Origin of the sequence: Bacteriovorax sp. PP10, assembly GCF_035013165.1 — a bacterium.
GTDB classification, from domain to species: Bacteria; Bdellovibrionota; Bacteriovoracia; order Bacteriovoracales; family Bacteriovoracaceae; genus Bacteriovorax; species Bacteriovorax antarcticus.
On the sequence record NZ_JAYGJQ010000003.1, the window covers coordinates 168,721 to 181,601 of the forward strand.

The following is a 12,881-nucleotide window of genomic DNA, read 5'->3' on the forward strand; positions in this document are numbered from 1 at the left end:
TATTATATGTTCAAAGAACTAACAGAAGTAGCAAAGCTCATAGACTCAATTGAGCTTTGCTCTCCTGAAGTTAAGGCCCTTATCCGGCCAGAAGTGCTCACCCATATTGAGTACCAAAACGAATCACTTCCCATTCATGCTTTTGTTATTGGATCTACCGATAAGTCGGCCCCTACAATGGGTTTATTCGGTGGAGTCCATGGTTTAGAGCGCGTGGGAACTCATGTTCTCCTGGGATTTCTTAAAAGTTTTTTCATTCAATTAGAATGGGATAAAGGACTGCAGGAATCATTAAAACATTACCGCATCGTCGCTATTCCTTTAATTAATCCAGTCGGGATGAAGTATCACAAACGATCTAACGGCAACGGCGTGGACCTGATGAGAAACTCTCCGATAGAAGCTGGCAAAGGAAAGTTCTATCAAATTTATCGCGGTCACAGAATCAGCAATAAACTTCCTTGGTATAGAGGATCACAGACGCTGGAAAAAGAATTCCAGGCGGTCGAGTCCTTTGTAAAAAGAGAAATGTTTCCGGCGAAGATTTCAATGGGGCTAGATTTTCATTCAGGCTTTGGCCTGAAAGATCGTCTTTGGTTTCCTTACGCTAAAAGTAGTGACCCCTTTTTATTTAAAGACGTCGTTGAGCGCGCCGTAAATCTTTACGAGACAACTCACCCTCATCATATTTATAAAATTGAGCAGCAATCAGACTCCTATACCACTCACGGTGATATGTGGGACTACATGTTTGAAGAATCAAGACGCCTTCATCCCGACAATATCTTCATCCCATGGACATTGGAAATGGGGTCGTGGAGTTGGCTTAAGAAAAATCCTATTCAGTTATTTTCCAGACAAGGATTTTTTAATCCGGTGGTAGAGCATAGATTCCAAAGAACGATGAGAAGGCATTATATCTTGATTGAATTCATCACCAGACTAATGCAAAACACGACAACATGGACGACTAAATCATGAGAGCACTTTTCTTAAGAGGACTCACTAGAGAAATCCGCCATTGGGATGGACTGCCGGAAAAATTTCAGGCCTTAACCGGAATACCGGTTATTACTTTAGATTTGCCTGGAGCAGGTGAGAATGCTGCTCTCACGTCCCCTACAAACATCAATCACTATGTTGAATTTTTACGTAAGCATTTACCTAAAGGGGGGCCGATCACTTTAATCGGTATCTCAATGGGCGGAATGATCGCTCTTCGCTGGGCCGAATTGTACCCTGGTGAAGTCCATAAAGTTTTTACGATTAATTCTTCTGCCAACAATCTCTCAACAGCTAATGAGCGCTTCAATTTAAGTCACTGGAGAGTCTTGCTAAAAGTTTTGATGACTAGTGACCTTGAAAACAAAGAAAAGCTTATTTTAAGTATTACGACGAATCTCATTACTGATCAAAAAAAAGAAGAATTAGGAAAGTACTTTAAACAAGTCCAACTCGAGCACCCGGTTTCTAAAAGATCGAGTTTAAATCAACTCTTTGCCGGACGCAGTTTTCAGGTATTCAGAAAATCCGAAGTACCCACTCATGTGATTTATTCCTTGGGAGACCGCTTAGTCCATTCAAGTTGCTCAAAAAAGCTCGCCGAGGTTCTTAAGGCACAAGTACATATCCATCCAGACGCTGGCCACGATATCCCACTGGACGCTCCAGAATGGCTTTTATCGGTTTTGGCGAACAATATTTAAATTCAGTACGTTTAAAGTGAACCATTTGTTTTAGATTATTGAATTTATTTTTCAAATGGCCGTGTTACATTTTATACTGTCACAAATATATTTTTGGAGAATGCTTAAATGAAGCGAATTTTTATTTTCATGGCCGTATCGCTACTTATTTCAATTACGATTAGTACCATCATGTCTGTTCTTGGTATCGGACACTATATCTCTCAAGGCGGAATCCAGTACGGAACCCTTATGGCGTTTTGTTTACTTTGGGGTATCGGTGGTTCACTTATCGGTTTATGCCTTTCAAAGATGCTTGCTAAATGGACAATGGGAGTTCAGATCGTAACTCTTGAAGGCCCACACAGAAACATCGTTGAAAAAGTTCACCGTCTATCAAGACGTGCTGGTTTAACAGAAATGCCGGAAGTTGGTATTTATCAGTCTCCGGATGTAAACGCATTCGCGACAGGTAGATCAAGAAACAGCTCATTGGTTGCTGTCTCAACTGGTCTTTTAACTCGTATGGATGATGCTGAAGTTGAAGGAGTCTTAGCTCACGAAGTGGCCCACATTGCCAACGGAGACATGGTTACGATGGCCTTGGTTCAAGGTGTAGTAAACGCTTTCGTTATGTTCCTATCTAGAATTATTGCTTTCGCTATTTCTCAAGCAATGAGAAGCGACGATAGAGATGAGCCGCAAAGCCCATGGGCCAATATGCTTATCACTATGGCCTTAGATGTTGTCATCGGATTCTTAGCAATGCCAATCATCGCATGGTTTTCTCGTTACAGAGAGTTCCGTGCAGATAAAGGCGGAGCAGATCTTGCTGGACGAGAAAAAATGATTGCTGCACTTGAGTCTCTTCAGAGAGCTTACCCACAATTAGCGGAAGGTAAGAATGAAGCAGAACCAAATTTCCGTTCGATGCAAATTTCATCAAAGGGAAGTTTCATGGCATTGTTTTCAACTCACCCGCCATTAGACGTGAGAATTGCTGCCCTTAAAAAAGCTATGTAATTTACAAACTGACAGGTAGTCGTGAGAGAGTTTTTTGGTAATCGCTAACTAACTCTTTCATGACTTCTTCGACAGACGGAATATCTTTAATCAAACTGACAATCTGACCAACTTCTAATTCCCCTTGATCAACATCACCATTAAGCATTCCATTCATCGCACGATACTTTCCAAGATGCTCATCTAGTTTTGTTTTGAGTTCATCGCCCATGTACTGATTTTCAATTTGTTTGATTTCAAGAGCAAATTGATTTGATAAAAGCCTGACGGGAACAGTGCTTCTCATCGCCATTTGAGTTGAGTGAGGAAGTGCGTTTAAAGCAAGCTTCTTAAAGTTGTCGTGAGCGCTTGATTCACGGGTCATAAGAAAGCGCGTGCCTAATTGAACACCGTCGGCACCAAGAGCAAGGACAGCGGCAATAGCGCTTCCAGAAGCGATTCCACCGGCAGCGATCAACGGGATTTTTACAGCAGATCTTACTTGGGGGATTAAAGTGAGTGTTGTGATTTCTTCGCGCCCATTATGGCCACCAGCTTCAAAGCCTTCAGCAACAATAGCATCCACGCCGGCATCAGCACATTTAACGGCAAGTTCGGGCGAAGAAGTTACGTGAACGACAGTGGCCCCTTTATCTTTTAAAAAATTTGTAAATTTCTTAGGAGATCCGGCCGAAGTAAAAAAGATTTTCACTCCAAGATTAAGCGCTAATTCAATTTGCTCTTGAGCGCCAGGATAGAGTAGCGGAACATTCACACCAAAAGGTTTATTCGTTAGCCCCTGTGCCTTAATAATGTGAGTGCGTAGAAGATCAGGCTTCATAGAGCCTGCACCAATTAAACCCAGGCCACCTGAGTTTGATACAGCGGCCGCCAGTTTTGCACCAGACACCCAAACCATACCACCTTGAACGATAGGGTATTTAACATTAAAAAGTTTTGTGATGGGATTATTCATATTCACTATGATAGCGAATTTAAGCTTTTTTAGGAAAGTATAATCTGACAATCATGCCTGAGTTATCAATGCGACGGCCCCATTCGATCTTCCCGTTAACCTTCTTCATGTTGTCATTCATAATTGCTTTGCCAATACCGTGCGGGATAATAGAGATTTCTTCAAAACTGTTTTCAGTTTGTTTTTTTTCCATGCCGTTATCAACGATTTCAAAAACACAATGGTTACCGGTTTCAAGGAGTCTGATAATTAATTTTGTCGACTTTGCTTTAAGGGAATTGTCGATGGCATTTTCGATCACCTGAAAAACTAAATTGATATTGAAATCAATACTAAAGTCAGATTTCGGTTTGTAGTCGCGTGTTTCGTTGATGACTTCGATAGGATAAAGAAAGCTGATCGTTTCTGTTAATAAATCCATTTGGCGGATAAATTCAATCGAAGTGAAGGAGAGTTTGCACTCTTCGTATCCTTCCTGCATAAATTTGTAGGCGTCATTGATGATTTCATTAATGCGAATGAGGTTTGTTCTGATCGCGTGAAAATCCTCCTCTCCATATTTCTTGGAAAGAATGGCCGTATGGCCTGAAATAAGTGTTAGCTTATTGCGGATATCATGCAAATAAGTAAGCATTAGTTATGGACTCCTAAATGTACCTTAGTAGGAATTTTATATTCCGCCACGAATACGTCAAGGGGGGACATGTTGCCCATTAACGAAAAAATAAGGTTTGTTTATTTAGACTAAAAAGGCCAAGGATCTCTCTTTGATTCTTGGCCTTTTAGAATTGTGTTTTTTATGAAGCGTAAGTGACTTGCCATCTCTGGTCTTTTTTAATTTCGTGGATCGCAGGACCTGTTCCTTTGATACTTTTTGTCGATTTCATCACATGGAATGGATACAGGAAGCTGTAGTTCATAACCAGGTCTGATTTTTCAAGCGACTTCATGAATGGAAGATTCTTTTTCTTTAAATTAACGAAGTACTCACCTTTTGTTCCAGTGAATTCGTATTCCAGAATGCTGTCTTCGTCATTATTGATGATAGTAAAAAGATCAGCTACAGACTCTGAAGACGCCAATTGCTTCATCTGACGCCCAAGAGCGTGATCGAAGTTCAGGTCTAGTAGCGCCACTGATTTTGCGTTGATCTTGTTGTCTTCCAAAAATGAGAAAAACGTATCAGCAAGCTCCGTTGTGATTGGATGATTTAAAATATAGAAAATTTCCTTAGCAATTCCATTTTGTTTTAAGAATGCTTCAAATGTCTTGCTATGGTTTTTGACCAGGAAATCAAAAAGAGGGCGAATTTTTCTTACGCTGAAGATGTAGTTCCCTTTTGAGAAATCAAATCCTGACGCCAGAGCGGCCCCTTCAGTTTTAAGATTTTGGAAAGCGCTTTCGTTAAGCTCTAGTCCATAATATGTGAAGCAGTATGGATCCTGAATATTAAAAGCACGAAGGAATTTAAACCATAATCCAAGCTCAGGGCTCATTGATCCAGCTTCAATTTTTGAAATTGTCCCTTGAGTAACACCTAAAATGGCCGAAAATTCTGTCTGCTGCAGACGGTGAAATTTACGGGTTGATTTAAATAAAACAGCGATGCTACTGTTAATTTCTTTGCTCATTTTGACTTCTCTCATGTTGGCGGTCATTTTTAAATTCTATTTCTATTTTTTCGTTAAAGGCCTTATTACAAAATTCTGCCAGTTTTCGATTAAAGTCTACATCCATTTCTACGTGAGGTGAATGTCCGGCTTCAATTTCATTAAAATGAACCTGACTTAAATTCGAAAAACATTCCTGACTAATATAAGTATTATTAATCAGAGAGTCTTTTGTTGCTAGTAAAAACATTACGGCGCCATTGAAACTCTTAATTAATTCTACCTCGTCTTCATTCTTGAAGGAAGTGACGTCCTCCAAAATACCTAATCGGAATTTAGGGTCGGTGTTCAAGAAATCCCCAATTGCGATGGCTTTCTCAGGCCCGACATAATTCATTTCATCCATTAATGTGGAGATTTCTACATAATTGGATTCGCTTTTTCCCATAGGAAAAGCATTGGGATTAGGAGTAAAGGCCCTAGCATCAAAGGGGTTTTTAAGCGGAGGTGTTCCAAATAAAAATAATCCGTAAGGCTTAATTTCTGTTTTTAAAAAGTTGATCGCAACGTGCCCACCCAGTGAATGGCCGGCAAAAATAAATTTGTTAATTTCTAGAGTTTTTAAAAACTCCGACAAGATTTGTGACAAAATCTTAACAGAATATGTTTCCAGCGCTGAACTCTCGCCATGACCAGGTAGGTCTACAAAAACAAGACGGTAGTTTTTTAGAAGAGGTGATTCCATTTGTTTTGAAAAAGTTCTTAGAGAGTGAGAGTTGCCATGAAGAAAAATAATGGCGCATTCCTGCTCAATATTTTTTTCAATAAAGTTTAAACTTACACCATTAATGGAAAGCTTTTTCATAGAGGGGTTCTTCTTTGGGCAAGGCCCAATTAATTAATCCCTAATGAAATACCATTGGAAAAGCGTTTTGTAACTATTTCTTCTTCTTAAGAGTACGCTCAAGTGCCTTAATTATAAGGGCCGCATCCGGGCTCGGGTAACGTCTGAATAGTTCTTCAGTGACCGGTTTTGGTTGTCCGCCAATTTCCTTAAATCTCATCAGCTCAAGTGTGAAATGGTGAGCGATAATAAAGATCTTAGAAAGATCAGGGAGCTTTTCGATGGCATTTGAGAAGCCTTTTCCGTTAAAGGCACCGTGATGATGGCGAATGATTTCATCGGCCCCCAGCGGCGCTTCAGGATGGTTTTTGATCAATTGAGAAGCCTCGTTAGCGTGGTTGAACACCAGGTCCCAGTCTTCTTCAGACAAGTGGGCCTTTTCTAGTTCTTCAAAGGAGTTGATCTTTGCCAGGTCTTCTCGTTCTGTCAGCATGATGTCGTGAAAGAAAGAAGCAAAGGCGATTTTTTCAAAGGCCAGAGGATCACTGAACTTTAAGTTCTTCACCATTTCAGAGGCCACGACAGAAGTCATATGGCTTTTTTGGTAAAGAGGTCCGGTCTTTGAGTTGATAACTTTATGAAGTAGCCCCGACATTTCTGGAGACTTCTGAAAATTCTTAATCATATTTTCAATGATGGTGTCAGTTAACTGGATGGTCTCGCTGTTAAAGCCCAACGTCACAATTTCTTTTGTGGCTATATCGAAAGACTCTCCCATGACTTGAATTTTTTGTACTTCATCGATTCCCGGTGCTTCGATTTTATCAACCAGGCGGTTGGATAAAAAGATCGTAAAGTTTCTATGGTGCTCTTTAGGAATATAGAAAAACTCCAGGCCTTGTTCCTGGTATCTTTGAATCAGTTCCAGGGAGATCGCGTCTCCGTTATGAATCCTTTTTACGAACTGGAATTCAGTCGGAGATTTTTTAATACGAATAAAGACATCGCAGTTAATTGAATCGAGATTGAAAAAATATCTTACCGGGATAGAGACGTAGTCAGGCACGGCCTTTCTCGCCAGAACCTCTTCATTGATCCCTAGAATCTTCGCCGTTGTCTGGATGACTTTTTCCCAGTCAGTATTGCTGGGGATGTGAACAGTGTGCTCAGAAGATTTATTCGTTTTACCTCCCAAAACAATCAGGCCGATATCGAGTTGGTTTTCAATCAGGTAATCGTTAATCATATTGGCCGAGTCTTCGCCGTCGACAAAAGAGTTGGTAATGATCAAATCAATGCTTGGTAAAATCGCCAGCAGGTTGAGAGCATCTTGTGCATTTGTTCGATGAATAAGATCAACTCCAAGATAAGTTGTAAGGTTAACTGAAATTAAATCATTCATCGTCTTGTTGCTTTCAATAAGAATGACTTGTGCCATAAGAGACTATCCTTGAAAAAACTATCTTACTTGTCTCTATTATTTTAGCTTAGTTATCCCTTAATTCAAGCGCAGGTGATCTGGAGAGATCTGCCGCAATGGCCTCGTCGGTTACTCCAATGAGTCTTGCCTTAGTCATCGTTCTTTTCTGACCAAAGCCTTTTTTGTTTTCGAGTTTCCATCTAGAGGCGATCATAGACTTCCTGACACTTTCTGAAGCGCTATAAGTTGATAAAAAAACCTCGGGTGCAGACATAATCCTTAGGTCATCAAACCATTCAACCGTCCAGAGCATAGGGTTTCTTTTAGGGGAGAAAGCGTCCTGAAAAATGGCCGTGAATTTTGGCAATAAACCTAACTTAAATGCTTCAGGAAGAGTCTTTCGGCCATCGCCGATAAAGATTGTAATCGATAGGCGAGTGTCTGCTTTAAGATCTAATTGACAGACATAAGTCTCATTTTGCTTATGAAAAACGTAATCGGGAAATGTTTCTTTGGCCGACCATAAAAAAAGAACTTCATCGAGTTCGATGGAAGTGTAACTAAGCTCCAAACTGTGAGAGTCGTGCTTCATGACTTCGTCTATAAATGCCTTCAGACCAATTCCCACACCGAAACCCACATCTAAAACATGAACATTCTGGCGGGCCTTAAGTTGATCATCGACGTGGCAACCTAAAATATAGTTGTAAACTGTTTCATCGTAAGCGCCGGAAAGATTGTGACAGGCCTCATTGAAGAATTCCGACCAAAGTGTTTTTGTCTGATCTTCAGTTTCAATGATTTTATATTTTCCTAATTTTCCGGTGAAATCCATATGGCCTTCTATTAATTAAATTTTGTTAGTACCGATACTGTGCCTATGAGCAACTTGCGTAGAACACATTTACTCTTAACATCAACCTTCATGCTGGCACTAGCTGGTTGCGGTGGAGCTGGTAGTAAAGATCCCACAGGATATTCGAATAATGCTCAAATGTCAGTAGTTCAGGATTTATCAACTGAAGAAAGATCGATTGCTACTCGTATTTGTTACGCGTATCAATCAAAGAGTTCAAGCTTCAGGGGGCAAACCTATAATGCTGGAAGTTTCATTTATAATATCGATTCGAGAAACTGTGTAGACGCTCGTACAAGTTATACAGTGAATGCTGTTCTAAAGCCCCTGACTGTTCCTATGACTATGGAGCCGGACACAGCTAAACCTTTCCAAAAAACAGTTCAGACAGATACGACAGGTTACCTGACTCAGTTATGTGCGAAGATCAGAAGCAATAAACCAGTTAGTAATACAGTGACGGAAACGTCGACAAAAATTCAAATTAGATTCTTTAAGGACACTCTTGATAGCTATACTCTCCGTTATTTTACACCAACCGGAACTAACGGTGCGATGAAGATTACGAGTGCTGAAACTATCAAGGTAAGAACGGACTCGAGCACTGGAATCCTGGGAATGGATGAGAAGTATACGATCCAACAGACCTGTGGAACCAGCGATAAGTACTCTGAGTTCAATCAGAACTTTATCAACTTCCTATAACTTTCAAAAAAAATTTATTTATTTTTATCTTTCTGGACTGAATATTTCAGGAAGGCATCGTTGATCGTCTTAACTTCAAGGTTCGTGGTATCAGCATTTCCTTTCTGGTCCTTCAGACTTGCGTTCTTGATTTGATCTTTTATCAGCTTGCCCTGATCATCTTCAAGAGAGTTGGCTTCAGCAAATAACGAAGCCGTGTTGCGGGAGCTATTTCCTTTGCGGTCATCAACTTCCAGGTATGAAGACACCACGTTGTTGAAGTAAACCAGGTTCTGTAAATCAGAGCTTCTTGATTCCAGCTCTTTTTTGATCTTATCAAGTTTATTTATATTGGCATCAACGTTTTCAATCTTGCCGTCAGTCGCGGATGTTTTAGCGGCAATTCGTTCGGCCATTTCTTTAATAATGGCAGCTTTTTGATTGGAGTAACGATCAAGAATTTCTTTTTTAACCTGATCAATACTTTTTTGATCGGCAGTCATCGTTTCAATTTCTTGTTTGCTGTATCCTTCTTCTTTTAAATAATCTTTAACCTTTTGAGGAGACGAAGAAAGCTCTTCTTCTAAAATACTTTCCTGAGCAATCTGGCGCATACCAAGCTCTGCCAGGGCCTTATCATTTTCATCTTTATTAACACTCAGGTATTTTTCACAAGCTTTCGCATTGACGATCACGCCGTCTTTATAACAGCCTTCAAGATCTTTGAGCTTGCTGTTCAGAGGCTTTTCCAGCGCCGTCTTGACGTCTGTAGAAGTCATATCAAGTAAAGCGTCTGATGAAGTCTTTTTAAGATCAGTGATGGCCTTCATGTTTGAAGCGATATTGGCCGTTTGAGTAGAATTTAAATCATTATAGAAAGTCAGTTGAGTGTCGGCGACCATAATGTTTTTTCTGGCAGACTTCACGTAGTCCATAATCAGGCAGGCCCTCTTACTGGTCTCGGCATGATCAGAAGAAGGGTCTTTAACACATGCTTTAGAAACGGAACCAATACACATGTTCCATTTAATACCGTCAGAACTATTACTTTTTAAGTCAGCTGATCTAAGAGATTTTAAGTTAGATTCACGGTCTTTTTTACGTTGAGTTTCGTCACTAGAGATCACACAGCTTGAAGATTCACACGTACATTTTGATTTATCTTCGACACATACTTTTTGCTCTGCTTGAGAGCAAGCACATGAATCCGGGACGGTATCAAGACAGTAAGAAGTAAAAGCACTGATGATCGTCTTACCAAGTTCTGATTTATAAAGATCGATAAACTGTCTGTGATCAACTGAGAGAATGGTATTCTTTTTTCTTTCTTCAACAGTTAATGCCACGTCAGGATTTAAAATAACATCCAGTTTTTTACCATAATAATCGGAGAGTGCCGCTACCGCTGGATCAGATTCATAGTCAGTTGCGATACTGGCCTTTCTAGCTGTTAGACTTAATTGTGAAGTGCTGGCCGGAGCTCGCCCTTCTTCAGGAGCAGTTTTTTCACCCTTTAATTCCTGAGCGTAAACTTCCTGAACTTGCTTTTTTAGTGCGGTATTTTTTTTAACGGCATCCCACAAACAAGTAAATGTATCGCTTGTCTGCGTCTCTGTTTCTACAGCATATCGTTTTTGGCAATCGGCATAGATCGGCTCGACACCTTCAATCTTCATAAGTTTTTGAAGAGAATCATTAATAACAATTCCACCGCTCACGTCATTTTTTTTAGGCGTAGAATCTGCTGCCATCGCGATGGCATTCATAAGAATGAAGATAATGATGAAGTATGTTTTCATAGACCCCGATAGTTTATTCTACCAAACTTATCGGTTATTCCTGTAAAAACTGTATTTTCGATGGTTTTTAGGGAAAAGGGCGCCCAAATATCGTGGCTTATGACTCTTTTTTGGCCTTTAAGAACCCTAATCCAAAGACCGGGCTGTCTTCCATTTTTTGGCGTCTTTTATTGTACTCTTCAGTGGTTTTAACGGAAGCATGCCCCACGTCCTTAGAGACCTTATAAAGATCAATCCCAGCATCGAGGGCCGATCCTATATAACTTGCGCGCGCTGAATGGGGAGAGATCCTGTGATGGATTCCGGCCTTCTTGCACCAAGTTTTTACGATGTAGTCTACAGACTTAGGATTGAGAGGTTTAATAATATGAGTAGGCTCAAGCGGGTTTTTTGAAGGCCTGAAAATCCAGTCTTCTGCATGAACTTTTTCACCTGAACTCTCCAGGTGATTGATGTATTCTAAAATCACTTCAGCACATTTCGGATGCACAACTTTTGTTAATTGCTTTCCGCCTTTGGCGCGTACTTCAATCACATAATGTGAATCGCGGATGCTGAAATTCTTGCGGCGAAGATTGATTAATTCTGCCTTTCTAATTCCGGTTGTAAAAAGCGTGTAAATCACCGCTTTATGCAATAGTCCTGGGCCTTTTAGATCTTCTATAAGGGAGAGTAAATCAGAAATTTGATCATCACTAAGATCATTAGTTGGCTGAACAACTTCCTGTCGTGGACGTTTGATAGATGAGCAGGGATTAAACTGAATCATCGATTTTTCGATTAAAAAATCAAAGAAACTAGAGTTCGCCGCTATCTTTCTATTTATGCTTTTTGGGGCAAGTCCATTATCGGTAAGCCAATTTCTGAAGGCAACAACATGCACTCGCTCAACTCCAGTATAGCCGTTTACCTCTCTAAAGTTTTCCTTTAGGAATTCAAAGAACTGAGTGATGTCGATACGATATGACTTACGTGTATGAAGGGACTCAAAGTTACTAAAGAATTCATACTCTAGTTTATAATTAAATGAACCCTGATTGTGAACTTTAAGAGAACTATCATTTTTTCTTACTGGAGTATTCATAGTTAACTTTGATTGTAATACATACGATACGGAATAAAAGTTTTTAAATAAACAGGCAAATTTTAGTAGGTGAGGGGTCATGCTATTTTCAGAACAGATTAATATTGCACTTTGTTTTAACAGTGAAACTGAGGCGATAACTCTGAGTGAACAATTAAAAGAAATTGCACCCAATATTCATTTCATTATCGCGCCGACTTTTAGTGATTTTTTATTAAAAATTACCAATGCCGACAAAATTGATTGTTTCATTGTCGAAGAAAGATACAAGGATTGTGCAGCCATCGATTTGGTCGATCAGATAAAAAGAAATCCAAAGTATAAAAAGTCGGTGATATCTATTTTTTCTACAAATCTAAAAAAAGTAGATAACAAATTTTATGAATTAAATTCTGATTATATTTTTGATCTTTCATTTGAATTAAACAATGTCATTTTAAATCTAAGAAAATTAATCGTTAAAAATTTGATGCCGGTTATCCCAAAAGATTTTAATGTTTTAGTGTTAGACAACAGCCCTGAAATCCTTGAAGTGATTTCGCTGCATCTGCAGGAACTCGGTCATGAAAAAATTGAATTATGCACAGATATCCTGGCCGCTAAAAAATTCCTTTTAAGCAAAGATTACGACTTACTTTTATTAGACTGGAATTTAGATGATGGAACTTGTTTTGATGTGATCGATTTTATCAAAAATAATCCGGTTAGTTCCAGAACTAAGGCCGCTGTAACCGTGGTTATAACGGGTCGTGATGATGTTGAAGATATTATGACATTATTGAAGTACGGAATTAATGACCACATCATAAAACCATTTGGTTTTCAGGAATTTGAAGATAAAATTGGATATGCAGTTGAAAAGAACGTCAAAAGGATCTAAGCTTCTATAATCAAATACGGTTCAAATAGCACCTCTACCTG

13 protein-coding genes are annotated in these 12,881 nt (G+C 39.5%); 5 read left to right on the top strand and 8 right to left on the bottom strand.

The window, feature by feature from the left end:
- Positions 1-6 precede the first annotated feature (6 nt).
- The 3 genes from SHI21_RS18620 to htpX all read left to right on the top strand — a co-directional run bounded on the left by SHI21_RS18620 (position 7) and on the right by htpX (position 2,708).
- Complete coding sequence (locus tag SHI21_RS18620) at positions 7-981, top strand: M14 family zinc carboxypeptidase (protein ID WP_323578577.1); 975 nt, start codon at positions 7-9, stop codon at positions 979-981.
- The gene (locus tag SHI21_RS18625) at positions 978-1,706 is read left to right on the top strand and encodes an alpha/beta fold hydrolase (RefSeq protein ID WP_323578578.1); all 729 of its coding nucleotides are present in this window, start codon (positions 978-980) and stop codon (positions 1,704-1,706) included. Before SHI21_RS18620 ends, SHI21_RS18625 begins: the two co-directional genes overlap by 4 nt.
- A 108-nt stretch (positions 1,707-1,814) precedes the next feature.
- The gene (htpX, locus tag SHI21_RS18630) at positions 1,815-2,708 is read left to right on the top strand and encodes a protease HtpX (protein WP_323578579.1); all 894 of its coding nucleotides are present in this window, start codon (positions 1,815-1,817) and stop codon (positions 2,706-2,708) included.
- 1 nt (position 2,709) lies between these two features.
- On the opposite strand, the gene SHI21_RS18635 is transcribed toward htpX, so the two are convergent.
- The 6 genes from SHI21_RS18635 to SHI21_RS18660 all read right to left on the bottom strand — a co-directional run bounded on the left by SHI21_RS18635 (position 2,710) and on the right by SHI21_RS18660 (position 8,372).
- Positions 2,710-3,663 carry an NAD(P)H-dependent flavin oxidoreductase gene (locus SHI21_RS18635; RefSeq protein ID WP_323578580.1) on the bottom strand — a complete coding sequence of 318 codons (954 nt, stop codon included), beginning with the start codon at positions 3,661-3,663 and terminating at the stop codon, positions 2,710-2,712.
- Positions 3,664-3,682: 19 nt separating this feature from the next.
- Positions 3,683-4,297, bottom strand: a complete 615-nt coding sequence (locus SHI21_RS18640; RefSeq protein ID WP_323578582.1) for a sensor histidine kinase — start codon at positions 4,295-4,297, stop codon at positions 3,683-3,685.
- A gap of 163 nt (positions 4,298-4,460) precedes the next feature.
- Positions 4,461-5,294, bottom strand: coding sequence for a helix-turn-helix transcriptional regulator (locus tag SHI21_RS18645; protein WP_323578583.1), 834 nt, complete (start codon positions 5,292-5,294; stop codon positions 4,461-4,463).
- Positions 5,278-6,138, bottom strand: coding sequence for an alpha/beta fold hydrolase (locus SHI21_RS18650; protein ID WP_323578585.1), 861 nt, complete (start codon positions 6,136-6,138; stop codon positions 5,278-5,280). The genes SHI21_RS18645 and SHI21_RS18650 overlap by 17 nt, the downstream gene beginning before the upstream one ends.
- A 73-nt stretch (positions 6,139-6,211) precedes the next feature.
- Positions 6,212-7,555, bottom strand: a complete 1,344-nt coding sequence (locus tag SHI21_RS18655; protein WP_323578588.1) for an HD-GYP domain-containing protein — start codon at positions 7,553-7,555, stop codon at positions 6,212-6,214.
- Between the two features lie 49 nt (positions 7,556-7,604).
- The gene (locus SHI21_RS18660) at positions 7,605-8,372 is read right to left on the bottom strand and encodes a tRNA (5-methylaminomethyl-2-thiouridine)(34)-methyltransferase MnmD (protein ID WP_323578589.1); all 768 of its coding nucleotides are present in this window, start codon (positions 8,370-8,372) and stop codon (positions 7,605-7,607) included.
- A gap of 45 nt (positions 8,373-8,417) precedes the next feature.
- Between SHI21_RS18660 and SHI21_RS18665 the strand changes: the two genes are divergently transcribed.
- Positions 8,418-9,098 carry a hypothetical protein gene (locus tag SHI21_RS18665; RefSeq protein WP_323578591.1) on the top strand — a complete coding sequence of 227 codons (681 nt, stop codon included), beginning with the start codon at positions 8,418-8,420 and terminating at the stop codon, positions 9,096-9,098.
- 14 nt (positions 9,099-9,112) lie between these two features.
- On the opposite strand, the gene SHI21_RS18670 is transcribed toward SHI21_RS18665, so the two are convergent.
- Complete coding sequence (locus SHI21_RS18670; protein ID WP_323578592.1) at positions 9,113-10,876, bottom strand: hypothetical protein; 1,764 nt, start codon at positions 10,874-10,876, stop codon at positions 9,113-9,115.
- Positions 10,877-10,973: 97 nt separating this feature from the next.
- On the bottom strand, positions 10,974-11,960 hold the full coding sequence (locus SHI21_RS18675) for a tyrosine-type recombinase/integrase (protein ID WP_323578593.1): 987 nt from the start codon (positions 11,958-11,960) through the stop codon (positions 10,974-10,976).
- 79 nt (positions 11,961-12,039) lie between these two features.
- Between SHI21_RS18675 and SHI21_RS18680 the strand changes: the two genes are divergently transcribed.
- Positions 12,040-12,840: a response regulator gene (locus SHI21_RS18680; RefSeq protein ID WP_323578594.1), complete on the top strand. Its 801-nt coding sequence runs from the start codon at positions 12,040-12,042 to the stop codon at positions 12,838-12,840.
- The last annotated feature ends 41 nt before the right edge of the window (positions 12,841-12,881 follow it).